Raw genomic sequence first — 24,216 nt, 5'->3', positions numbered from 1 at the left:
TTATAGACAGTTTTTGGCAAAAATTTCATAAATCGGATGTTCGAAAGTAGAGAGTGAAATGCTGCTACTGACCATCCATCCTTGAAAAAGTAACTTCGGATCTTCATCAATTTTATATTCGGTAATTGTTAATAATAAATAATTATCCTCTTTATACGGATCAAGGTTTTTAACGCATTTATGGAGCTTGATTTTTATATTACCGAAATATTGTTCTTCACCGACTTTAAAAATTAATTCACGAGAAGTAGCGGTAATTTTGTTTAAGGCAATAACTTTACCCTGCTGATAATTTTTTAATTCAGCACTATTATTAAGTTCAATATTCTCAAAACTAGGTAAATTATCCTCGATAACAGGAGTAAAATCGCTGCTTTCGGTATCTTCGGTAGTATAAAAAGATTCTATATCGATGTTTGTGTTTTCTGCTTGCGAGAGGCTAGTAAAGCTTAGCAGGATAACAGTAACTAAAATAATTTTAGGTAATATCATAAGCCACAATTTATTTTTTAAGAATTATATAGCATTGCCGATTAATCACAACAAAGTTTTATGCTAATCTGCTTGCAAATATAAATAAAACATAAATATCAATGGCTTATTCGAAAGAGTTACTAAATGCTGTATTACGCCAAGATTTTCATAGCTTCATAATTAAAGTTTTTAATACCATTAATCCAGGCATAGAATACCGATTAAATTGGCATACCGAACTAATTAGCGATTATTTGCTGGCGGTGCAAAACGGTGATATTAATCGTTTGATAATTAACGTGCCGCCAAGGTCTTTAAAATCTGTATGCGTAAGTGTTGCGTGGTCGGCTTGGATATTAGGGCACGATCCGACTAAAAGGATTATGACCGCCAGCTATTCGCAAATATTAAGTATTAAACATTCTTTAGATTGTCGGTTTGTTTTATCTACCGATTGGTATAGGCAGCTTTTTCCCGATACTATTTTAAGTAAAGAGCATAATCAAAAAAGTAAATTTTTAACGACGGCAAACGGTTTTAGATTTGCTACTTCCGTCGGCGGTTCGGCTACGGGTGAGGGCGGTGATATCTTAATTATCGATGACCCTCATAATCCTAGCCAAATAAATTCCTATAAAATGCGTAAAAAAGTAATTGAGTGGTTTGAACAGGTTTTTGTAACTAGGTTAAATATATAGAAATACCGGTGCAATAATACTAGTTATGCAAAGATTACACGAAGAAGACTTAACAAGCTATCTTTTAGCAGCTTCAAATTCATGGCATCATTTGAAAATTCCGGCTATTGCCGATAAAGATTATTTTTTTAAATTACTAGTTAATGGTCAAATAAAAGAATATCAATACCTTAGCGGCGATTTATTAGATAATTTTAAAGATTCTAGTAACCTTTTAAGTAAGCTAGAGCAGGAAATAGGCAGTTCTAATTACTCGGCTCAATATTTACAGCAACCTTTGCCTAAAGGCTCTTCACTACTAAATATCGAAGATATTAGTTTTTACGAAAATTTGCCGGAAAAATTTGATTATTTCATTCAAAGCTGGGATACGGCAATTAAAATTTCAGAAAATTCCGATTATAGCGTTTGCACTATCTGGGGGATTCTGGATAAAAAATATTATCTTGTTACAATGACCAGAAAAAAACTTACCTATCCCGAACTTAAAAAATTAGTAGAGAGATTAGCAGAGCAATATAGCCCAAGATTTATATTAATTGAAGATAAAGCTAGCGGTCAACAAATACTTCAAGACTTACGGAACTTTAACGATAATATACGTATAATCGGTATAAAACCAAGGCTTGATAAAATTACCAGATTTGCATCAATAGTGCCGTTATTTCAATCTTCTAAGGTTTTACTACCTAAACAATCAACGTTTAATAATATAATTTTAAAAGAATTATTATATTTCCCGCATGTAAAAAATGACGATATAGTAGATTCCGTTAGTCAGTTCTTAAATTTTGTCAAAGAATTATCATTAAAGCCGCCCGCAAGGATTAGAGAGCTTTAAAAGGAGCTTTGTGACATTATCCCTGAAGAAGCAGTATAACCGTCAGACCTATTACGCCTGTGTCTTATCTCTACTCCCTTAAAGTCATTTCTTTATATTGACCTCTTATTTATTATATCATATTTTAGCATGGATCGAGAAAAGCACTGTATGTCATTCCCGCGCAGGCGGGAATCCAGAAAAATACTTTTAAGTCATTCTGAATTTATTTCAGGATCAAATATTATAGATGCTGAAACAAGTTCAGCATGACAAAAAAAGCTGGATTCCCGCCTGCGCGGGAATGACATCAAAAATTCGATCTATGCGAAAATGACATTAGTGTTTAAGTTAATAAATTATGATATACTCTAGAATAACCCCTTTATTACTCGGTATGCTTAGCGGGCTTGTTTTTGCACCGACCTTTTTTTTGCCGCTACTCTTTACTTTATCGTATCTATGCTATCAGGTTAAGAGCTGCAAAAATTGGCAGCAAGCGGCAATAGTTAGTTTTATATTCGGCTTCGGGCATTTTTCAGTCGGTATGTATTGGATTAGCCTCGGGGTTAGTGTTTATATTGAAGAATTTTGGTGGGCTATTCCGTTTGCGTTAATAGGGTTACCGCTTATCTTAGCTTGTTTTATTTCGGCTAGCTGTATATGTAGTTTTTTTGCGAGAGATAATGAATATTATCAATTTATATTTTGTTTATATTGGATATTATTCGAGTGGGCTAGGTCATGGATATTTACCGGTCTTCCTTGGAATCTTATAGGCTATGCTTTTTCATTTTCGGATATATTAATTCAAGTCGTTAGTATAATAGGGATATACGGGCTTAGCTTTATCGTGATTTATATTTCTACTAGTTTTTATCCTCTTTTTGCTAAACAGTATAAGCAGTTTAAAATATTGTTAATCAATTCGATTATTATAGTAACTATTATTGCTATTTACGGAAAAGTTAGATTAGATAACAATCCTACCCATTTTTCGGATATCAAAGTACGATTAGTACAACCGAGTATTGCACAAACTGCTAAGTGGGATGCAAGCGAGTTCTGGAAGAATTTAATGCTACATATTAAATTATCCGAAGATTCTTCTGCCGACTTAATTATCTGGTCGGAAGCAGCGTTAGTAGTTCCATTTAATCAACCGGAAGTAAAGTCGGAATTGTTGAAAATGTTAAGACCGTCTAAAGCAATTTTAATTACCGGCGGAGTAGATAGTAACGAGGAGCCGGGCGATAACTTTGAGCTTTATACTAGTATGTATGCAGTCGCAAAAAACGGTAGTAAATTATTTGAATATCATAAATCTCACTTAGTCCCGTTCGGGGAATATATGCCTTTAAAAAATATATTGCCCTTTAAAAAACTAACACATGGGTTTGTTGATTATACTGAAGGAAAAAGCGAGCTTGTTTACCTTGAAAAGCTTAATCTTAAAATCAAACCGCTTATTTGTTATGAATCGATTTTTCCGGATTTCGTCCGTACTTCAAATAAAATTGCCGATTTGATAATTAATATTACTAACGATGCTTGGTACGGTGAATCGAGCGGTCCTTATCAGCATTTTCAAATTAGTCGCAGTAGAGCAGTGGAAAACGGTTTGCCTATGATTAGGGTAGCAAATAACGGTATTTCCTCTATAATTGACCCCTTAGGGCGTATAATAAAGAAATTAGACTTAAATAAAATCGGCTATATAGACGGATTAATTCCTCAGAAAGTCAATTCCCCTACTATATATTCACAATTTGGCAATAAATGCATTTTAATAGTTATTATTGCTATATTGCTAACTCATTATCTAATAAACAGAATAATACGTAGACAAAAATAAAAAATTAATAAATTTTTCAATAAGTTACTTGATTAAGAAAAAACTATCATTATTCTATATCTAGAATTGAATAAATATTTCAATAATTAAATTAATTGTAAAGATGAACGAATCAAGAGAACACGTTGAGAAGCTTGCTAGCAAGCGCCTAAAACAACGCCGCATTGCTTTGGGGTTAAGTCAAAAAGATTTAGGTAAAGTTACTGAGATAAGTACTCAGCAAATACAAAAATACGAAGAAGGATTAAGTAAAATACCGGTAAGTAGGCTATATGTTTTTGCAAAAATTTTAAATACTCCGTTAAAATACTTTATAGATAGTTCAGAAAAAACTGAAAAAGAAATAGAAATAGAATATTTATTTAAAGAACCAAAAAACAAAGCAAAAGCGGTTGCCGAAGAAGATGAAAAATATAAAGGACGTGATGACTCTTAAAGTTGTTTAGCAATATTTTTTAATAAAACGATAATTTTTTATTGACTTAAAATTATATAATTTCTAATGTTTTTTTAAGGGATCGGCGTTATTGCATGGATACCCTAAACGTCATTGCGAGCGACTGAAAGGAGCGTGGCAATCCAGTTAAACATATTTTTATACTAAACTTGTTTAGTACTCTAATTAAATCCCTCATATATTCGGGATAGCCTGGATTGCCACAGCCACTTCGTGGCTTCGCAATGACGTTTGGGATGGCCACGACGCAAAGAGGCGTCTCGCCATGACGGTTTGGGGAGTAATGCCTACAATGGCACGCAATGATGATGCTGATATCCACGCTTACCCCTAGAGGTAATGCTCACTTGCGTTTAAGCGGCATATTTTTTTAATAATATTAAGCAAGCAATGAATATAAGCCCTGATTACTTAATTGAAAGAAGACAGAAGAAATCACAATTGTTAATTTGGAAATTAATTGCAATTTTATTGATCATAATTTTAGTCGCTATTGTCAGTAAAAATTTTATATCGAAAGATAGCTTGCCTATTAATCAGGAATATATAGCTTCAATACTAATAGACGGTATAATTCTTGAAGATGCAAAGCGTGATAAAAAACTCAAAAAAATAATTAACGATACGCAAATTAAAGCGTTGATAGTTAACGTTAATTCACCGGGTGGAACGGTAGTAGGGTCAGAGAAAATTTATAATATCTTACGTAAAATATCCGAGAAAAAACCGGTGGTGATAATCATGGGAACGATGGCAGCAAGCGGCGGCTATTTAATATCTCTCGGCGGTGATTATATAGTGAGTCATAACGGCACGATTACGGGCTCAATCGGGGTGATATTACAAACTGCCGAAGTCACGGATTTGGCTGAAAAATTAGGAGTTAAGTTTACTAGCTTTAAATCGGGTGAACTAAAAGCCGCTCCAAATCCTACGGAAAAAGTTACGGAAGCCGTGCGTATTGCTATAATGGAAAATATTTATGATACCTATGATTATTTTATTGAGCTTGTCGCATTACGTCGAAAAATTCCGCTTGTAGAGGTGAAAAAAATAGCAGACGGTAGAATATATTCAGGGCGTCAAGCTTTAAAGCTCAACTTAGTAGATAGCGTCGGTTCCGAAGATACGGCATTAAAATGGTTATATGATGTTAGAAAGGTTAGTTCGGAGTTGGCGGTAAAAGAGTTTAAACTAAAACCGAAACCTAAATTATTTGAAATGATTTTTGAGGATTTTGATAATATCGTCCCAAGTTTCTTTAAAAATAATTTTCACGGGGCAAAAGCAATTTTTAATGCAGGCAATTTTCAATAATGGCTACTAAATCTTCCCCTAAATCTCATTCTAAGGCTTACCTTGTTGATAAAATACATAATGAATTAAATTATCTTTCTAAAGAAGATATTGCAGATTCGGTAAATCTAGTTTTAGATTATTTGCAGCAATCGCTTAAAGAGGAAAAGCGAATTGAAATAAGAGGTTTCGGCAGTTTTTCTATCCGGCAACGTAAATTCCCACAAAGTGATAAGCTTTATAAAACTATTTATTATAGAATGCCTAAAAATTTATTTAAGAATGATTAGCTTCTGTGAACAAAATTTAAATTATATAAATGTGGTGTACCCTAGTGTATGATTTGCTAACCACAGCCACTAAAAGGCAGTATATAAATGATGCTTTCATTATGCAACAAAATTTACAAGTAGCATAAAAATTTAAAGGTTAGGGAAAATTTTACGATAGGATATTTAAAGATTCAACAATTGAGGAAAAAATAGAATTTTTAAATTTTGTATTTGCGAACCTATCCTTAAAAGGCGGGAATCCTGATTATACCCCTTGGCTTCCCTGTTCAATAAACTGCAAGAATTGACTAGCTGTCCTGACTAGCCGAGAGCGTGGTACGAACCTTTAACCAGTTTAGAGTGGCTTTGGTTCAGGCAGTACTTAAACCTATATATAATATCCCCTTAATAATTTATTCGTTTAATAAACTTCCTCAACCACCATAATTGCCAAACTTATCTTCAAGGCCACCGGTGCAATCATCCCGATAATCTAACGCTAAACGCTTTATCTGAAAATTATTTTGTTGTAACATATACGTTATCAAATCCGCCTTACAAATTAATCTAAAGCTCTAACTCCTCCATGATAACCGTCTAATTCAAAAGAGTTTGGGTGTATATTTTTACAAGCATCAGAGCCTATTAAGTTGATCATATCAGTATGATTGTCTATACGATCTAAGGCATTAATAATATCTGTAAAATACTTATAAGATTCTGACGAATCATTTCCTCCAATTACTCGTACTTTTATTAAATCTCGCTCTGTTACTTTATTTTCAGTAAATTCAACAATTAATTTCTCTAATTGCTTTATATCAATATTCCTAGCTAAAGCTATTTTTCCTAATTTAGGAGAAAAAAAACTACAGGCAATTTCTTTATTTAAATTTTTAGTATAAATTATTAAATCATCATTTATATCAAATATTTTGTATTCTTGGGATTTAATCTCTATTTTCATAATTTACCTACTTAGTTTATTGTTTTTAAGATGAAGAGATTTCATTGTATATGAAACATGAGCAGGCGGAGCTATATTTGCTTTATTAACTATTTTTACATTAGCATTTGCTTGTATTATACCTACCTTAGCATTTACTAAGTTTAGGGTTTGTTCTTTTTTTACTTCATCTTTATTAATAATAATATTTTTTGTTTTATTTAGGTTAATAGGAACGTTTGTTTGTTGTACTTGAGGCTTGGTAATATTATTTTTTATAAAATTGCTAACTTTATTTGAAATATTAGTAAGCAAATCCTTTATTTTTTGCACTGCAGACTTTTTGGTAGTCTCAACTTTTAAAGATTCGTTAACTTTAAGCTGAGTATCAACTAATAAATTAGATTTATTTGATAATAAATTTTCTGTTTGAATAGCTAGTTTATTTATTATTTTTGCTTTTCTTTTGTCACTAATATTTAAATTTTGAGTTTTTTTATTGATATTTTCAGTAATTACGTCTTTCACCAGCGAAGTATCAGTTTGGTGAATTTCCTTTGCTGCTTTAATCAATGGCTTAGATACTTGATTTGCTTGCCACATTTCAACAGCATTAGATGCTTCAGTCTGTCCAGATAAATATTTTTGTGATCTTGCAACAAAAAAACGGACAAATTAAAGAGAGACGTTTTTAATTTTTTTATAATGTAACTCGTACTCATTTGGAGTTTGATAATTTAATGTAGAGTGCCTCCGTTTTTGGTTATAAAAAGTAAAAATATAAGTAAATATATCAAGCTTTGCTTCTTCTAAGCTTTGGTATTTTTTAAAATAAACAAGCTCAGTTTTCAGAGTGTGGAAAAAGCTTTCCATAGCAGCATTATCATAGGACACACCAGTCTTTCCATGACTTAAAACAATTCCGTGTTTTTTGGTTGCATTATAAAAGTCAAAACTAGTAAATTGGCTTCCAAGATCAGAATGATGAATAAGCCCTTTTAAGGGTTTACGTTGTAATGCAGCAGAGTTAAGAGCTTTAATTATCAAATCAGTTCTCATAGTTTCTTCTAACGCCATACCTACTACTTTCCGTGAGAACAGGTCAAGTACTATAGCAAGATAAGCCCATTTATTATTTACAGAAATATAACTTATATCAGCTACCCAAATGCTATTTGGGCTTGAGGCAGAAAAATTTTGTTTAACCAAATCTTCTCCCCTATGATAAGGTTTATCAGACTGCCTTGTAGTCTTTTTAAACTTTCTGTACATTTTTGCTTGAATGCTATTTACTTGCATTAGCCTTGCTACTCGAGGGCGTGAGCAAACAAAGCCTTGTTCTTTTAACTCTGTATGAATCCTTGGACTTCCATAAGTTTTATAACTTTCTGTAAAAATAGTTTTAATCTTACTTATCAATTCCTCATTATATTCAGCTCTTTTACTTGGCATGTGATTAATAAAATCATAATAACCACTTCTACTAACCCCTAAAATCTTAGCCATCTGATCTACACAAAAACAAGAACTATGATTCTTCATAAATTCGTACCTTTGTTTGCGGGAGCTGAAAAGATGACCACTGCTTTTTTTAGGATATCTCGCTCTTGTTTTACAAGATGTAATTCCCTCTTTAAATCTCGTACCTCTTGATTCATTACATTGCCACTACCAACAAAGCTAGCCTCTCCTTTGCCTTTGTAATTCTTAAGCCAATATCCCAAACCAGAGCGTGAAACCCCTAAATCCTTAGCCCGGATATTGCATGAGATATAGGAGACAAAATCCTCGTAAAGCTGTATAATACTGGTATTTCATTAGAATAATACAAAGGATTTTGTCATGACAAATTGTATAGCATATAGTTACCAGTTTTCCAAAGTAAAAAATCGGACAATAGAGATAAATTTCACTGGAGGTGATATTAGTAGCGATGGAGGTGTGTTGTTATTAAGAGAAGCAGATAAAAGGCTTGGTATAACAGAGGAGCTTGCTAAAATATTTCCTGATAGACGAGATGGTAGTAAAATTACCCATAATATGGCAACAATGCTGAGGCAACGAATTTATGGTATTGCATTAGGTTATGAAGATTTAAATGACCACAATTATCTACGAAAATGTCCTGCTATGCAAACAGCTATGGAAACAATTGATGATATGGCAAGTAGTTCTACCTTATGTCGTATAGAAAACAATGCTGATAGACACTTTGCAATTAAAGTGCATGAACTAATGCTTGATAAATTTATTAAGTCTCATAAAATTATAATGGTACCCAAAAACTAGACAAGAAAATAGAGAAAAGTAGGTATAATATCTCCTAGGAAAAGGAGCAAAAAATGAAAAAACAAGTTAAAAAATATAGTGCAGAAGAAAAAGCAAAAATAGCAATTGAAGCAATATCTGGAGAAATGACTATAGCTCAAATTACCAGCAAATATGGTGTTCACGCTAATCAGATTTATAAATGGAAGAAAGAAGCTTTAGATTTTATGGTTTCTGGATTTAAATCGAAATCTAAACAACAAGATACCGGCCAAGAAGATTTAATTAAATCATTATTTGAGCAAATAGGCCAGTTAACAGTTGAAAGAGACTGGCTTAAAAAAAAATCTAGTATCTTTGGATTTAGAGGTTAGGAAAAAAATGATAAGTTATGCTTCAAATTTAACCATAGCAAGACAATGCAAACTTTTAGATTTAAACCGCTCAAGTTACTACTACCGAGCTAGGAATACCTTAGATGATAAGGAGTATAGAGTACTGAACAGAATTGATGAGATTTTTACAGAGCATCCCTATTATGGTACTAGAAGAATGTCTCATGTCCTAAAATCCGAAGGGTTAAATGTTAGTCGTAAGATGATAAGAAAATATTATAAAATACTTGGTATTGAAGCAGTATACCCAAAGATTAATTTAAGCCGTAGGAATCAGGCTCATAAAGTATACCCATATCTATTAAATAATATAGAGGTGGTTTGCTCCAATCAAGTTTACTGTGCAGATATTACTTACATAAGATTAAAGCAAGGTTTTGTATATTTGGTTGCTATAATGGATTGGTATAGTCGTTATATTTTGAGTTGGCGGGTGTCGATTAGTTTAGAAAATGATTTTTGTATTGAAGCTCTAAATGAAGCAATATCTATACATGGCAAGCCTGACATTTTTAATACGGATCAAGGAGTACAATTTACATCAAAAGATTTTACTCAAATACTTGAGCAACAAGGCATAGCTATTAGTATGGACGGCAAAGGCAGAGCCTTAGATAATGTATTTATTGAACGTTTTTGGCGATCTTTGAAACAAGAGAAGATTTATCGTTTTGATCTTGAAACAGTACGTGAAGCAAAGATAGCTATCAGAGATTATATAGAATTTTATAATCAGCAAAGACCTCATCAATCGCTTGAATATAAGACACCTGAAATGATACATTTTGCAGAAAAACTAGAAAATTATCAAGAGGCTATATGACATAGAAAATGCAAACTTTACTTTGAAAAACCAATACATTAATACAGGAGAATTACACCTCTAAAATTTAAAAAATTTGTCTAGACAAAGGGTACCACCTCAATGCTTGGAGAAAATCCAAGGTATATAGTAACTAATTTATCAGATAAACCTGAAGATTTATACGACAAAGTTTACTGTGGTCGTGGTGATATGGAAAACCGTATAAAAGAGCAACAACTAGAATTATTTGCAGATCGTACTTCTTGTCATAGATGGTGGGCTAATCAGCTCAGAATGATTTTATCGGGTCTTGCATACACTTTAGTAGAATATATCAGAGGTAATTTATTACAAGGTAGTGCATTAGCAAAAGCACAAATAGGTACAATACGTTTAAAATTATTAAAAATTGGGGTAGTAATTATCCGTAATACTAGGCGTATTAAGTTTTTGTTATCTTCATCATATCCTTACCGACAGGTATGGAATCATGTGATGAAGAAATTAGCATTAGAATAACCTAGATTAGTACTGTTCCCGGTGCTTAGAAAAAATGGGGTAAGGGGCATTACATCTAAAATTTGAAAATAACGGCTTCAAAGCACTTTTTGGCAAAATTTTTACAAAAGTATCATTGCTAATATTATAAATTACTCAATTTCTTACTTTAAATCTCACTTCATGCAATATCCGGGTTAGCAATATCATTGATGCTTTTACTACCTTTATTTGCTAAATACAGTTTTACTGCATTAATTTTAAATTCTTTATCGTATATTTTTTGACTCATTGCAAATCCTCCTAAGATTTATTTTATCTCATCTTAATTCGATTTGTACGTTTTTTTATAGCATGATCAGTTTTTTTTGTTAACGGATCATGTAAAATCACCGCAACACATTGTTGAATGTTATCAGTACCAATTTTTTCTTTATTTGTAAAGCCCACCTCATGCTGCTCTACACGAACAGCATCATAATCAACTCTACCTTGCTGCAAAGAATAAGCATGTGCATATTGCTCTATAGAATTTTCTCTACGATTTTGTGCCTTATAAGCAGCCCCAAGCCCTAACCTTGCCATTAGTTCGCTGCTTGGATCGTTTTCAGCTTGGCTCTTCATCAAGTTTAATTCTTGAGCTTCAATAAATTTTCCTAATGTTCCTTGTTTTTGATGTGCCGTAACTAATTCTTTATATAAATTTTCTGCATCGTAATATCCCTTAGCTTCAAAAGTATTATTTATACTACCTTGAAATTTTTGAATAGCATTACCGAAATCTCCCATAGATTCATAATTACGTGCCATTGTAGCATTAATATGAGATAAAAAAACGTTATCAGTTTTTACAGCTATTTGCTCAGCTTGTTTTAACTGAACAACTGCTGCAGGATGATTTCCTGCTTTAAATAACCCTATTCCTGCATTGTAGGAATTAACAGCGTGATTCTGCGTATTTACTTCTTCCGGGCTTAGCGGCTTTGGAGCAAGATTACTAATATATTCAGGAAAACTAGAAGGTATATTTCCTAGTTTTTGAAAAATTTTATCTTCGACTTGTTTCCCATTAATAAGCATAATTAATTTTTTTGTAATTGGTTATTAATATTATTAAAAACCAAGCTTCTAATAATATCAAGTTATTTATTTAAATATAGGAAATATATTTAGCACAAAAGTTTAATATTATATAATAAATTAATAAAATTAGGGAGCCATGTGGGGTGGGCATTGTTGCGTGGATCGAATTTTTGATGTCATTCCTTGTAAAGGTTACTTAAGCAAAACTCAAATTTACAATCCCTTACAGAATCCTTTTTATTATGGAGTAATGAGGGTATTAAAAACCGGTAAGCAATACCCACATAAATACCCGCCAATTATCAGCAAAGAGTTATTTGATAGCTGCCAAAAAGTCCGTCTCGGGAAGAACCAACCTTATAAATATAGAGGAAACGAATATATTTAGGGGATTAATAAAATGTGCAAATACAGGGCGTGTTGTAACTCCCGACATCAAAAAGAAAACTTACGCTAGTGGAAAAACCGGGGAATGGGCATATTTAAGAATATGGAATTTGCAGAATCAGCAAAATCAGCAAAAAGCCGTATATATAAGAGAAGAAAGAATATTAAAAGAAGTAGAGAAAGTTTTTAAATCGATGCAGTTAAAACCCAAGCTATTAGAAGAAATACAATTATATATAAAGGACTCGGCAAATGCCGAAAAAGATTATCACAAGCAACGGTTAAGTGTGTTATATGCGGAAGATACAAAAATAAAAACACGTGTAGATAGGCTAATGGATTTATACCTTGATGGTGAATTAGATAAAACAACACATGAAGAGAAGCACTTACAATTAATACAAAAAAAAGAAGAGATCATTAGAGAAATCGAAGCACACCATAAAGCAGATAATAGCTTTGCAAAAACGTTGATTTCCTTGATTGAATTAGCTTCCAACGCCTTTGACACGTTTACAGGTTCGACTGTCGATGGCAAACGGAACTTAGTAAATTTGGTGTTTGCTAACCTGGAATTAAACAGCGAGAAACTTGATTACTCTCTACGTCCGCCATTTGATACATTCGTAAATTTATCCGAAAATTCCGACTGGTGCATTCGATTGGATTTGAACCAACGACCTTTGCCTTCGGAGGGCAATGCTCTATCCAGCTGAGCTACGAATGCTTATATTATTGATGTCATTATAACGGGTTTTTTGGCGTTGTTGCCTGGCTCGAATTTTTGATGTCATTCCCGCGAAAGCGGGAATCCAGAAAAAAGCGAAATATTTTGAGCTTTTAATTTTAAAAATCCAAGGCATTCACACCTTTTTATTACTAGATTCCTGCTTTCGCAGGAATGACATACTGCTACTTTTATCGAGCCATGCAACAATGCCCTCCTCGCAATGGCGGGAACGACATATGGCATTGAGGTGGTACCCTTTGTCTAGACAAATTTTTTAAATTTTAGAGGTGTAATTCTCCTGTATTAATGTATTGGTTTTTCAAAGTAAAGTTTGCATTTTCTATGTCATATAGCCTCTTGATAATTTTCTAGTTTTTCTGCAAAATGTATCATTTCAGGTGTCTTATATTCAAGCGATTGATGAGGTCTTTGCTGATTATAAAATTCTATATAATCTCTGATAGCTATCTTTGCTTCACGTACTGTTTCAAGATCAAAACGATAAATCTTCTCTTGTTTCAAAGATCGCCAAAAACGTTCAATAAATACATTATCTAAGGCTCTGCCTTTGCCGTCCATACTAATAGCTATGCCTTGTTGCTCAAGTATTTGAGTAAAATCTTTTGATGTAAATTGTACTCCTTGATCCGTATTAAAAATGTCAGGCTTGCCATGTATAGATATTGCTTCATTTAGAGCTTCAATACAAAAATCATTTTCTAAACTAATCGACACCCGCCAACTCAAAATATAACGACTATACCAATCCATTATAGCAACCAAATATACAAAACCTTGCTTTAATCTTATGTAAGTAATATCTGCACAGTAAACTTGATTGGAGCAAACCACCTCTATATTATTTAATAGATATGGGTATACTTTATGAGCCTGATTCCTACGGCTTAAATTAATCTTTGGGTATACTGCTTCAATACCAAGTATTTTATAATATTTTCTTATCATCTTACGACTAACATTTAACCCTTCGGATTTTAGGACATGAGACATTCTTCTAGTACCATAATAGGGATGCTCTGTAAAAATCTCATCAATTCTGTTCAGTACTCTATACTCCTTATCATCTAAGGTATTCCTAGCTCGGTAGTAGTAACTTGAGCGGTTTAAATCTAAAAGTTTGCATTGTCTTGCTATGGTTAAATTTGAAGCATAACTTATCATTTTTTTCCTAACCTCTAAATCCAAAGATACTAGATTTTTTTTTAAGCCAGTCTCTTTCAACTGTTAACTGGCCTATTTGCTCAAATAATGATTTAATTAAATCTTCTTGGCCGGTATCTTGTTGTTTAGATTTCGATTTAAATCCAGAAACCATAAAATCTAAAGCTTCTTTCTTCCATTTATAAATCTGATTAGCGTGAACACCATATTTGCTGGTAATTTGAGCTATAGTCATTTCTCCAGATATTGCTTCAATTGCTATTTTTGCTTTTTCTTCTGCACTATATTTTTTAACTTGTTTTTTCATTTTTTGCTCCTTTTCCTAGGAGATATTATACCTACTTTTCTCTATTTTCTTGTCTAGTTTTTGGGTACCATTATACATTTTTCGAGCCACACAACAACATCTCATGCAGGCAGGAATGACATCTAGCCCGGATATTGCATGAAGTGAGATTTAAAGTAAGAAATTGAGTAATTTATAATATTAGCAATGATACTTTTGTAAAAATTTTGCCAAAAAGTGCTTTGAAGCCGTTATTTTCAAATTTTAGATGTAATGCCCCTTACCCCATTTTTTCTAAGCACCGGGAACAGTGCTAATCTAGGTTATTCTAATGCTAATTTCTTCATCACATGATTCCATACCTGTCGGTAAGGATATGATGAAGATAACAAAAACTTAATACGCCTAGTATTACGGATAATTACTACCCCAATTTTTAATAATTTTAAACGTATTGTACCTATTTGTGCTTTTGCTAATGCACTACCTTGTAATAAATTACCTCTGATATATTCTACTAAAGTGTATGCAAGACCCGATAAAATCATTCTGAGCTGATTAGCCCACCATCTATGACAAGAAGTACGATCTGCAAATAATTCTAGTTGTTGCTCTTTTATACGGTTTTCCATATCACCACGACCACAGTAAACTTTGTCGTATAAATCTTCAGGTTTATCTGATAAATTAGTTACTATATACCTTGGATTTTCTCCAAGCATTGTCATTTCTGCCTTACCAATTATTCTACGTTCATGACTCCAACTACCAGCCTTATATGGAAACTCACTAAAAAGACGTTGCTTTTCTTGGGTTATAATAAATGCTGCTTTTGACTTCTCCATTGTAGGTTTCAGTAACTCATTTAGTCTGTTATTTTGGGGCATTCCTACAATATATTTTATATTATGAATATCACACCAATCAAACATCTGATGACGACAAAATCCACTATCACCACGAAAAATAATCTTTACCTCTGGCCAAGCTTGGCGAAAACGTTTTACTAACAATGATAATATTGCCCAAGAATGTTTTGCTTGATCCTGCTTTGACGTCCTAAGATAACTAACTAACAGATGCTTTCCACAAAAAACATACAAAGGTAAAAAGCAATTATGACCGTAATAACCATGATAAAACTTACCTTCCTGTTGCCCATGAATTTCATCATCCGTAGCATCAAAATCAAGTATTAGCTGCTTTGGTACTATTTTATGAGACTTAATAAATTTATCAAGCATTAGTTCATGCACTTTAATTGCAAAGTGTCTATCAGCATTGTTTTCTATACGACATAAGGTAGAACTACTTGCCATATCATCAATTGTTTCCATAGCTGTTTGCATAGCAGGACATTTTCGTAGATAATTGTGGTCATTTAAATCTTCATAACCTAATGCAATACCATAAATTCGTTGCCTCAGCATTGTTGCCATATTATGGGTAATTTTACTACCATCTCGTCTATCAGGAAATATTTTAGCAAGCTCCTCTGTTATACCAAGCCTTTTATCTGCTTCTCTTAATAACAACACACCTCCATCGCTACTAATATCACCTCCAGTGAAATTTATCTCTATTGTCCGATTTTTTACTTTGGAAAACTGGTAACTATATGCTATACAATTTGTCATGACAAAATCCTTTGTATTATTCTAATGAAATACCAGTATTATACAGCTTTACGAGGATTTTGTCTCCTATATCTCATGCAATATCCGGGTTAAAGTCCTTTATTCTATAAGGCTTCAAGAGATTTTTATTTTTTTATACACCTTGGTAAAAACCTGCTATTTTTAAAGTAGTTAATATTGACAACCAAAAGAATAAAATATAGCTTTATAGACCAAAAGTTTGCTGATAATAGCTTAGCTTTTGCACTCCTTCCTACTTTTACGGAAGATTTAGTTGTTTAACGAGTTTATTTTTTATCCTTTTTTCCATAAGGTCATACGCAACTTATACTTCTAATATATTAAGCATCCCTTTTAAATCTATGTTACCATTACTCTTTTTAAAATTATAGCGACTCGTGTTCCTTATCCTTCTTGTCCTTAACGAAATTTAAAATTTCCGGCACAAAGCTACCCAGGAAGCCTATTAAACTGCTGATAATCGTTAACATATTATTCCTTATATCGTTTTTAAGAAGAGTGATAACTAGGGACAATATGCAAGACAATAAAGACGATAGTAAGCATTACGGCAATAGCATAACAGGTATTATTGCCGCATCGATAAAGGGCTTGTTTGGTAGGTTCAAAGGCGTCACTCCTGTTTTAGGAATAAACAAATGACATGATTGACAACGTTAAAACTATGGATAGATTGTTAGAAGAAGCACAAGAAGCCTCAATTGATTCATGCAGTGCAATAATGCCACTTGATATGGCGGATAAGCTGCAAGAACCACAAACAAATATAGATGACAATATAATTGAAGCTACGAAAGAAATAGCCAACATAGTCCAAGACCTCCACAAGCTACAAGAGCTAAAGCAGATGTTGTTTGCAAAAGAGGAAGACCTGCAAGATATCGTTAAGGATTATATGGGGTTACGTACCACCTTAACCATTAACGACAAACCCGTCATCTCATGGAAAAACTGCACACGTTGCAGCCTCGACCTTCCGGTTTTCAAAGCCGAATATCCCGAACTTTACGGGCTGTTTCTTAAAGAAACCACCAGCTGAGTATTTAAATTAAACTAACCCGTACTGAAACCTAATCTTTAATTTTTTAACCTTTCCTTATTTTTTTTATTTGACTTGTTACCGAGATACTTGTAATTATTTTAGCAAATATAAAGGTTAACTTATAATTAATAAATTTTAATAAAATTAAGCAAAGAGGCAGTTATGTTTACGCAAGCTAAGTTAACAACAACGAAAACGTCAAATGAGCTATTAATAGAGTTTTTAGAAAAAAGAGGACTAAAACAAAAAGCCGAGAGTTTAAGAAACGATGCCACTTCGCTTGACCTTGGACATAACCAAATAGAGGCTGAAGGGGCAAAAGTACTCGCTGACGCTCTTAAAACTAATTCTTCTATTGCTTCGCTTGATATTGGTTGGAACCAAATAGGGGATGAAGGGATTAGAGTATTTGCTGATGCTCTTAAAATTAATAATTCTATTACTTTGCTTGATATTGGATATAGCAAAATAGGGGACGAAGGGGCTAGACTACTCGCTGATGCTCTTAACCCGGATATTGCATGAAGTGAGATTTAAAGTAAGAAATTGAGTAATTTATAATATTAGCAATGATACTTTTGTAAAAATTTTGCCAAAAAGTGCTTTGAAGCCGTTATTTTCAAATTTTAGATGTAATGCCCCTTACCCCATTTTTTCTAAGCACCGGGAACAGTGCTAATCTAGGTTATTCTAATGCTAATTTCTTCATCACATGATTCCATACCTGTCGGTAAGGATATGATGAAGATAACAAAAACTTAATACGCCTAGTATTACGGATAATTACTACCCCAATTTTTAATAATTTTAAACGTATTGTACCTATTTGTGCTTTTGCTAATGCACTACCTTGTAATAAATTACCTCTGATATATTCTACTAAAGTGTATGCAAGACCCGATAAAATCATTCTGAGCTGATTAGCCCACCATCTATGACAAGAAGTACGATCTACAAATAATTCTAGTTGTTGCTCTTTTATACGGTTTTCCATATCACCACGACCACAGTAAACTTTGTCGTATAAATCTTCAGGTTTATCTGATAAATTAGTTACTATATACCTTGGATTTTCTCCAAGCATTGTCATTTCTGCCTTACCAATTATTCTACGTTCATGACTCCAACTACCAGCCTTATATGGAAACTCACTAAAAAGACGTTGCTTTTCTTGGGTTATAATAAATGCTGCTTTTGACTTCTCCATTGTAGGTTTCAGTAACTCATTTAGTCTGTTATTTTGGGGCATTCCTACAATATATTTTATATTATGAATATCACACCAATCAAACATCTGATGACGACAAAATCCACTATCACCACGAAAAATAATCTTTACCTCTGGCCAAGCTTGGCGAAAACGTTTTACTAACAATGATAATATTGCCCAAGAATGTTTTGCTTGATCCTGCTTTGACGTCCTAAGATAACTAACTAACAGATGCTTTCCACAAAAAACATACAAAGGTAAAAAGCAATTATGACCGTAATAACCATGATAAAACTTACCTTCCTGTTGCCCATGAATTTCATCATCCGTAGCATCAAAATCAAGTATTAGCCCGGATATTGCATGAAGTGAGATTTAAAGTAAGAAATTGAGTAATTTATAATATTAGCAATGATACTTTTGTAAAAATTTTGCCAAAAAGTGCTTTGAAGCCGTTATTTTCAAATTTTAGATGTAATGCCCCTTACCCCATTTTTTCTAAGCACCGGGAACAGTGCTAATCTAGGTTATTCTAATGCTAATTTCTTCATCACATGATTCCATACCTGTCGGTAAGGATATGATGAAGATAACAAAAACTTAATACGCCTAGTATTACGGATAATTACTACCCCAATTTTTAATAATTTTAAACGTATTGTACCTATTTGTGCTTTTGCTAATGCACTACCTTGTAATAAATTACCTCTGATATATTCTACTAAAGTGTATGCAAGACCCGATAAAATCATTCTGAGCTGATTAGCCCACCATCTATGACAAGAAGTACGATCTGCAAATAATTCTAGTTGTTGCTCTTTTATACGGTTTTCCATATCACCACGACCACAGTAAACTTTGTCGTATAAATCTTCAGGTTTATCTGATAAATTAGTTACTATATACCTTGGATTTTCTCCAAGCATTGTCATTTCTGCCTTACCAATTATTCTACGTTCATGACTCCAACTACCAGCCTTATATGGAAACTCACTAAAAAGACGTTGCTTTTCTTGGGTTATAATAAATGCTGCTTTTGACTTCTCCATTGTAGGTTTCAGTAACTCATTTAGTCTGTTATTTTGGGGCATTCCTACAATATATTTTATATTATGAATATCACACCAATCAAACATCTGATGACGACAAAATCCACTATCACCACGAAAAATAATCTTTACCTCTGGCCAAGCTTGGCGAAAACGTTTTACTAACAATGATAATATTGCCCAAGAATGTTTTGCTTGATCCTGCTTTGACGTCCTAAGATAACTAACTAACAGATGCTTTCCACAAAAAACATACAAAGGTAAAAAGCAATTATGACCGTAATAACCATGATAAAACTTACCTTCCTGTTGCCCATGAATTTCATCATCCGTAGCATCAAAATCAAGTATTAGCTGCTTTGGTACTATTTTATGAGACTTAATAAATTTATCAAGCATTAGTTCATGCACTTTAATTGCAAAGTGTCTATCAGCATTGTTTTCTATACGACATAAGGTAGAACTACTTGCCATATCATCAATTGTTTCCATAGCTGTTTGCATAGCAGGACATTTTCGTAGATAATTGTGGTCATTTAAATCTTCATAACCTAATGCAATACCATAAATTCGTTGCCTCAGCATTGTTGCCATATTATGGGTAATTTTACTACCATCTCGTCTATCAGGAAATATTTTAGCAAGCTCCTCTGTTATACCAAGCCTTTTATCTGCTTCTCTTAATAACAACACACCTCCATCGCTACTAATATCACCTCCAGTGAAATTTATCTCTATTGTCCGATTTTTTACTTTGGAAAACTGGTAACTATATGCTATACAATTTGTCATGACAAAATCCTTTGTATTATTCTAATGAAATACCAGTATTATACAGCTTTACGAGGATTTTGTCTCCTATATCTCATGCAATATCCGGGCTAGAGGGGTTTAACTATCCTCAAAAATAATAAAATTACCCGTTATTATAAATTATTTGTTCAATAAGGTATAGAGAAATTTTATTACAAAACCCCTTGTACAAACGTATTTTCATTTAAATTAAGCTGCTGCTTCATTGCTTTTACGGTATTCTTTAATAAAAAGGCAATAGTCATAGGACCGATTCCACCCGGAACGGGAGTGATATATTTTACTTTATTTACGACGTGTTCAAAATCAACATCGCCGACAATTTTATTATTAGGTAACCTAGTAATCCCTACATCAATTACTAAGGTGCTTGAATTAAAATATTCCGCCGTTAGTTGCAAAGGTGAGCCTATAGCAGATATTATTATGTCGGCTTTAGAAGTTATAGAACTTAGATTTTGCGTTTTAGAGTGGCAAATAGTAACTGTACAATTTTCTTTTAACAATAAAGCAGCGAGTGGCTTACCGACAATATTTGAGCGTCCTATAATCACCGCATTTTTGCCGGTTAAATTTTTTTCATAGTGTTTTATTACCTCAAGGCAACCAAGAGCGGTGCAAGGTATGAATCCCTTATTTAATCCGCTATGTAAATAACCGACATTTAAAGGATGGAATCCGTCAACGTCTTTGCTCGGTGCAACCGCCGATAAAATACTTTCTTTGTCTATATTAGTCGGCAGCGGTAATTGCACGATAATCCCCGAAATTTTAGGGTCATCGTTTAATTGATTAATTTGTTTTATTAGCTCACTTGTTGTTATTGTTTCCGGCAATTTTAACTGTAGAGTATCCCCCCCTATTTTAGTTGCACTTTTTACTTTATTTTGTACATATATATTACTTGCGGCGTTATCACCTACCATTATAATAGCGAGCTTTGGGGAAATACCTATATTGTTTTTAATTGCCTCAATTTCTAATTTTAATTCGGCTAATATTTTATTAGCTAAAAGCTTTCCGTCAATTATATTATTCACTGTTTTTTTACTCCTTGGTGGAGAATTTAGTAGTAGAATACTCAAAATGCAAAGCTTTTCCGTCAAATACACGGCTATAAGCATGATGAAGGCTGCTTGCCGCTTCAGCAAAACCGGTAAGGATTAATTTAAGCTTACCGGTATAATGAGCAATATCGCCGATTGCGTAAATATTTGGAATATTAGTTTGGAAATATGGCGGTTCTACTTCAATATGATGCAAATTAATATTTAAACCCCAATTACTTATCGGTCCGAGTTCCTGTTTAAGTCCAAAAAACGGCAATAAAATATTAGCGGTTAATAAACGAGTATTACTATGCAAATCTTTTACGCCGACCTTTTCAAGTATTCCGTCCTTTCCCTGAAGAGAATGAAGTTGATAGCCGATAACTAGCTCAATTTTACCGCTATCTGCTAGATTTTTTAATTGTCTTAAACTTTCATTTGCTGCTCTAAATTTATCACGCCTATGCACTAGATATATTTTTTTAGCGATCTCGGAAAGCGAAATAGCCCAGTCAACGGCTGAATCACCACCACCGGCTATTACTATTTCTTTATCCTTAAAGCTATTGCGGTTATTTACAAAATAAAACACCGATTTATCCTCAAATTTTTCAATATCCGCTAAAGGCGGTTTATTCGCTCCGAAGGAACCGGCACCGGCGGCAATAATAATAACCTTACCTTTGATAGTGATATTTTTTGAAGTTTTAACCTCAAAAATTCCGTCTTGCTCTTTTAACTCTATAGCTTGCTGGTTAAGGTGATATATCGGATTAAAAGGTGCAGCTTGTAACTCTAATTGTTTTATTAGCTCCTCCCCCATAATTTTAGGGTGAGCAGGTATATCATATATAGGTTTTTCGGGATAAAGGGTAATACATTGCCCCCCTATTATTTCTTGCGAGTCGATAACGTGGCATTTCATACCGAGCATGCCGGCTTGAAAAATAGTAAATAGCCCAACCGGTCCTGCACCGATTATTATAACATCTGTATTGTGCATGATAATTTATAAATAGAATTTGTTAGTCTGTTGGGATTTTATTGTAGAATTAACAAATAATCAACCTTCTTAAAAAAATAACTAAGCTTTAGTTATAAATTATATTGAAGTTTGCAATATTATAACCGATTATGTTAATGTATAAGGTGTCATACTGTGGCTACGACGGCGTTGTCGAATTTTTGATGTCATTCCCGCATAGGCGGGAATCCAGAGAATATTTAAGCGAATTATATAGTAAATTTTTATATAATTTTGCTTATTTTAAGTGTTTTTTCTGGATTCCTGCTTTCGCAGGAATGACATACTGCTACTTTTATCGAGCCATGCAACAACGCTATAAAATACATAAGGGTTGCTATGCTTAATATTTGTTTAATTATCCTTTTCCTATTTATTGGCTTAATGACTTATCTTTTCATTAAGGCGATAGATGTGTTTACTCAGCTGTTAGTATTAAATAGCTTTACCGGCATTACGACATTATTAATTTGTGTTTGTGGATCATATTTAAGAAATAGCTCTTATTTAGATATCGCACTTATTTATTTTTTCTTAAGTTTTATAGCAAGTAACGCTTATTTAAAATATTTTTTACATCAATCTAATCAAACTTAAACATGGTTATAGATATAGCACACGTTGTAATATTGGGAAGTGGCTTAAGCGGTATGCTTACAGCACTATCGATGGCAAAAGTCGGTATTAAAACTACTATTGTCGAGAGTAAGTCTATTACGGCAAATAATTTCTATAGCGATATAAGGACTACCGCAATAACTCCATATTCTCAAAATTTTTTAAATAGCCTTGAAATATGGTCAGAGCTGGAAAATTTAGCGGCTGAAATGCAGGACGTTTACGTAGTGGATAATAAAGCACCGGAAATATTGCATTTGAGAAATAAGCTACGATGTCATTCCCGCGAAGGCGGGAACGACATCAACGAGCTAGCAGCTCCTCTTGGATATGTAGTAAAAAATAGTGAGTTTAAAAAACTCCTCGTAACAAAAATAAAAGAGAATTCTTTAATTAATCTAATCGATGAATGCGAATATAAAAAAGTGGATAGTAAAGCTGATCACTCTGTTATAACTTTAGATAATAATAAGCAAATTACTTGTAATTTACTAATAGTGTGTGACGGATATCACTCAAAAGTTCGATCATATTATTTTAGTGATGAAATAGAAGAATCTTATCAAACGGCACTTACCTTTAATATTAAGCATGAAATAAATCATGATAATTGTGCTATGGAGCATTTTCTGCCCTTAGGTCCTTTTGCTCTTCTGCCGTTAAAAGATCAAAATAGCTCTTCGGTAATATGGTCTACTAGTGCTAAACAGGCGTCGTTGCTACAAAATTTACCTGCCGAAGAATTTGAATATTTAGTACAAAGAAATTGCGGTAAGTCTTTAGGGAAAATTACTATTGATAGCAAGATTTCTGCTTTTCCGTTAAAAGCACGTTTAGCTAAGAGGTATTTTTATAATCGCATAGTGCTGATTGCCGATAGTGCACATATTATTCACCCGCTTGCCGGTCAAGGTCTTAACCAAGGTATAAAAGATATAGAAGCCTTAACAAAACTAATAGATGTTATGGGCATAAAAGAGGAAACCTTACAACAATATCAAAAATTAAGGCAAGAAGATAATTTTATTATGTATAAAATTACTGATGAGTTAAATAATATTTTTTCAAATTATTCAAAAAATTTATGGTATTTACGGCGTTTAGGTTTCAAGGCTATCGATAACTTAAAACCGATTAAAAATTTGATAACGCAATATGCGATGGGTGAGAGGTAAGGCACTGTCATACCGAGGCCTCTTCCACGGTATCCAGAAAAAACCTTAATAAAAGACTGGATGCCGTGGTCAAGCCACGGCATGACACCCGAACGCTTTGCAAAAATTCGAGCCATGCAACAACGC

28 protein-coding genes, 1 tRNA gene and 1 pseudogene are annotated in these 24,216 nt (G+C 33.2%); 16 read left to right on the top strand and 14 right to left on the bottom strand.

What is annotated here, in order from left to right:
- Entirely contained in the window at positions 1 to 492 is a 492-nt protein-coding gene (locus AAGD48_RS05710; RefSeq protein WP_341790751.1) for a DUF2155 domain-containing protein, read from the bottom strand.
- A 101-nt stretch (positions 493 to 593) separates the two neighbouring features.
- Here AAGD48_RS05710 and AAGD48_RS05705 point away from each other — a divergent pair, with 101 nt between their 5' ends.
- The 6 genes from AAGD48_RS05705 (at position 594) to AAGD48_RS05680 (ending at position 5,890) form a co-directional block, all read left to right on the top strand.
- Positions 594 to 1,172: a hypothetical protein gene (locus AAGD48_RS05705; protein WP_341789344.1), complete on the top strand. Its 579-nt coding sequence runs from the start codon at positions 594 to 596 to the stop codon at positions 1,170 to 1,172.
- 25 nt (positions 1,173 to 1,197) lie between these two features.
- Positions 1,198 to 2,013, top strand: coding sequence for a phage terminase large subunit (terL, locus tag AAGD48_RS05700; RefSeq protein WP_341789343.1), 816 nt, complete (start codon positions 1,198 to 1,200; stop codon positions 2,011 to 2,013).
- A gap of 340 nt (positions 2,014 to 2,353) precedes the next feature.
- Entirely contained in the window at positions 2,354 to 3,847 is a 1,494-nt protein-coding gene (gene lnt / locus AAGD48_RS05695) for an apolipoprotein N-acyltransferase (protein ID WP_341789342.1), read from the top strand.
- A gap of 103 nt (positions 3,848 to 3,950) precedes the next feature.
- Complete coding sequence (locus AAGD48_RS05690) at positions 3,951 to 4,283, top strand: helix-turn-helix transcriptional regulator (protein WP_341789341.1); 333 nt, start codon at positions 3,951 to 3,953, stop codon at positions 4,281 to 4,283.
- Between the two features lie 411 nt (positions 4,284 to 4,694).
- Positions 4,695 to 5,621 (top strand): signal peptide peptidase SppA, encoded by a 927-nt coding sequence (gene sppA, locus AAGD48_RS05685; RefSeq protein WP_341789340.1) that lies wholly within the window; start codon positions 4,695 to 4,697, stop codon positions 5,619 to 5,621.
- Complete coding sequence (locus AAGD48_RS05680) at positions 5,621 to 5,890, top strand: HU family DNA-binding protein (protein ID WP_341789339.1); 270 nt, start codon at positions 5,621 to 5,623, stop codon at positions 5,888 to 5,890. Before sppA ends, AAGD48_RS05680 begins: the two co-directional genes overlap by 1 nt.
- 544 nt (positions 5,891 to 6,434) lie before the next feature.
- Here the strand turns inward: AAGD48_RS05680 and AAGD48_RS05675 are convergent.
- The 4 genes from AAGD48_RS05675 to AAGD48_RS05660 form a co-directional block, all read right to left on the bottom strand.
- Positions 6,435 to 6,671, bottom strand: coding sequence for a hypothetical protein (locus AAGD48_RS05675; protein WP_341790750.1), 237 nt, complete (start codon positions 6,669 to 6,671; stop codon positions 6,435 to 6,437).
- Between the two features lie 171 nt (positions 6,672 to 6,842).
- A complete protein-coding gene (locus AAGD48_RS05670; protein WP_341789338.1) occupies positions 6,843 to 7,421 on the bottom strand; it encodes a hypothetical protein in 579 nt (192 codons plus the stop codon).
- A gap of 72 nt (positions 7,422 to 7,493) precedes the next feature.
- Entirely contained in the window at positions 7,494 to 8,444 is a 951-nt protein-coding gene (locus AAGD48_RS05665) for an IS3 family transposase (protein ID WP_341790717.1), read from the bottom strand.
- Positions 8,357 to 8,542, bottom strand: a complete 186-nt coding sequence (locus AAGD48_RS05660) for a hypothetical protein (RefSeq protein ID WP_341789337.1) — start codon at positions 8,540 to 8,542, stop codon at positions 8,357 to 8,359. The genes AAGD48_RS05665 and AAGD48_RS05660 overlap by 88 nt, the downstream gene beginning before the upstream one ends.
- Positions 8,543 to 8,660: 118 nt before the next feature.
- On the opposite strand from AAGD48_RS05660, the gene AAGD48_RS05655 reads away from it, so the two are divergent.
- The 4 genes from AAGD48_RS05655 (at position 8,661) to AAGD48_RS05640 (ending at position 10,805) form a co-directional block, all read left to right on the top strand.
- On the top strand, positions 8,661 to 9,107 hold the full coding sequence (locus AAGD48_RS05655) for a transposase (protein WP_341789336.1): 447 nt from the start codon (positions 8,661 to 8,663) through the stop codon (positions 9,105 to 9,107).
- Positions 9,108 to 9,160: 53 nt separating this feature from the next.
- Complete coding sequence (locus AAGD48_RS05650; RefSeq protein WP_045812944.1) at positions 9,161 to 9,460, top strand: transposase; 300 nt, start codon at positions 9,161 to 9,163, stop codon at positions 9,458 to 9,460.
- 7 nt (positions 9,461 to 9,467) lie between these two features.
- Positions 9,468 to 10,304 carry an IS3 family transposase gene (locus AAGD48_RS05645; protein ID WP_341789327.1) on the top strand — a complete coding sequence of 279 codons (837 nt, stop codon included), beginning with the start codon at positions 9,468 to 9,470 and terminating at the stop codon, positions 10,302 to 10,304.
- Between the two features lie 102 nt (positions 10,305 to 10,406).
- Positions 10,407 to 10,805, top strand: a complete 399-nt coding sequence (locus tag AAGD48_RS05640) for a transposase (protein WP_341789335.1) — start codon at positions 10,407 to 10,409, stop codon at positions 10,803 to 10,805.
- A gap of 339 nt (positions 10,806 to 11,144) precedes the next feature.
- On the opposite strand, the pseudogene AAGD48_RS05635 reads toward AAGD48_RS05640, so the two are convergent.
- Positions 11,145 to 11,369, bottom strand: a pseudogene (locus AAGD48_RS05635) (hypothetical protein); the annotation flags it as partial.
- A gap of 634 nt (positions 11,370 to 12,003) precedes the next feature.
- Between AAGD48_RS05635 and AAGD48_RS05630 the strand changes: the two are divergent.
- On the top strand, positions 12,004 to 12,255 hold the full coding sequence (locus AAGD48_RS05630; RefSeq protein WP_341789334.1) for a recombinase family protein: 252 nt from the start codon (positions 12,004 to 12,006) through the stop codon (positions 12,253 to 12,255).
- A 649-nt stretch (positions 12,256 to 12,904) separates the two neighbouring features.
- On the opposite strand, the gene AAGD48_RS05625 is transcribed toward AAGD48_RS05630, so the two are convergent.
- The 4 genes from AAGD48_RS05625 to AAGD48_RS05610 form a co-directional block, all read right to left on the bottom strand.
- Positions 12,905 to 12,981, bottom strand: a tRNA-Arg gene (locus AAGD48_RS05625).
- Between the two features lie 348 nt (positions 12,982 to 13,329).
- The gene (locus AAGD48_RS05620) at positions 13,330 to 14,166 is read right to left on the bottom strand and encodes an IS3 family transposase (protein ID WP_341789327.1); all 837 of its coding nucleotides are present in this window, start codon (positions 14,164 to 14,166) and stop codon (positions 13,330 to 13,332) included.
- A 7-nt stretch (positions 14,167 to 14,173) separates the two neighbouring features.
- Positions 14,174 to 14,473, bottom strand: a complete 300-nt coding sequence (locus AAGD48_RS05615) for a transposase (protein WP_045812944.1) — start codon at positions 14,471 to 14,473, stop codon at positions 14,174 to 14,176.
- Positions 14,474 to 14,775: 302 nt separating this feature from the next.
- A complete protein-coding gene (locus AAGD48_RS05610; protein WP_341789277.1) occupies positions 14,776 to 16,089 on the bottom strand; it encodes an IS1380 family transposase in 1,314 nt (437 codons plus the stop codon).
- A gap of 537 nt (positions 16,090 to 16,626) precedes the next feature.
- On the opposite strand from AAGD48_RS05610, the gene AAGD48_RS05605 reads away from it, so the two are divergent.
- The 3 genes from AAGD48_RS05605 (at position 16,627) to AAGD48_RS05595 (ending at position 17,677) form a co-directional block, all read left to right on the top strand.
- Positions 16,627 to 16,752 (top strand): hypothetical protein, encoded by a 126-nt coding sequence (locus AAGD48_RS05605; RefSeq protein WP_341789285.1) that lies wholly within the window; start codon positions 16,627 to 16,629, stop codon positions 16,750 to 16,752.
- A 1-nt stretch (position 16,753) separates the two neighbouring features.
- A complete protein-coding gene (locus AAGD48_RS05600) occupies positions 16,754 to 17,149 on the top strand; it encodes a hypothetical protein (protein ID WP_341789286.1) in 396 nt (131 codons plus the stop codon).
- 165 nt (positions 17,150 to 17,314) lie between these two features.
- A complete protein-coding gene (locus tag AAGD48_RS05595) occupies positions 17,315 to 17,677 on the top strand; it encodes a hypothetical protein (protein WP_341789287.1) in 363 nt (120 codons plus the stop codon).
- A gap of 160 nt (positions 17,678 to 17,837) precedes the next feature.
- Here the strand turns inward: AAGD48_RS05595 and AAGD48_RS05590 are convergent, their stop codons facing one another.
- From AAGD48_RS05590 to AAGD48_RS05575, 4 genes are all read right to left on the bottom strand, one after another.
- Positions 17,838 to 18,710 (bottom strand): IS1380 family transposase, encoded by an 873-nt coding sequence (locus AAGD48_RS05590; protein WP_341790749.1) that lies wholly within the window; start codon positions 18,708 to 18,710, stop codon positions 17,838 to 17,840.
- Positions 18,711 to 18,889: 179 nt separating this feature from the next.
- Positions 18,890 to 20,203: an IS1380 family transposase gene (locus AAGD48_RS05585; protein ID WP_341789277.1), complete on the bottom strand. Its 1,314-nt coding sequence runs from the start codon at positions 20,201 to 20,203 to the stop codon at positions 18,890 to 18,892.
- A gap of 173 nt (positions 20,204 to 20,376) precedes the next feature.
- Entirely contained in the window at positions 20,377 to 21,264 is an 888-nt protein-coding gene (locus AAGD48_RS05580; RefSeq protein WP_341789333.1) for a tetrahydrofolate dehydrogenase/cyclohydrolase catalytic domain-containing protein, read from the bottom strand.
- A gap of 7 nt (positions 21,265 to 21,271) precedes the next feature.
- Positions 21,272 to 22,276 carry an NAD(P)/FAD-dependent oxidoreductase gene (locus AAGD48_RS05575; protein ID WP_341789332.1) on the bottom strand — a complete coding sequence of 335 codons (1,005 nt, stop codon included), beginning with the start codon at positions 22,274 to 22,276 and terminating at the stop codon, positions 21,272 to 21,274.
- A gap of 360 nt (positions 22,277 to 22,636) precedes the next feature.
- On the opposite strand from AAGD48_RS05575, the gene AAGD48_RS05570 reads away from it, so the two are divergent.
- Together AAGD48_RS05570 and AAGD48_RS05565 are read left to right on the top strand one after the other, a co-directional pair.
- Positions 22,637 to 22,894: a monovalent cation/H+ antiporter complex subunit F gene (locus tag AAGD48_RS05570; RefSeq protein WP_341789331.1), complete on the top strand. Its 258-nt coding sequence runs from the start codon at positions 22,637 to 22,639 to the stop codon at positions 22,892 to 22,894.
- Positions 22,895 to 22,896: 2 nt separating this feature from the next.
- Positions 22,897 to 24,090: an FAD-dependent monooxygenase gene (locus tag AAGD48_RS05565; protein WP_341789330.1), complete on the top strand. Its 1,194-nt coding sequence runs from the start codon at positions 22,897 to 22,899 to the stop codon at positions 24,088 to 24,090.
- Positions 24,091 to 24,216 lie beyond the last annotated feature (126 nt).

The sequence above is a fragment of the Rickettsia endosymbiont of Polydrusus tereticollis genome (assembly GCF_964026385.1).
Classification (GTDB): Bacteria; Pseudomonadota; Alphaproteobacteria; order Rickettsiales; family Rickettsiaceae; genus Rickettsia.
This window is presented reverse-complemented; position numbering and strand designations above follow the sequence as displayed.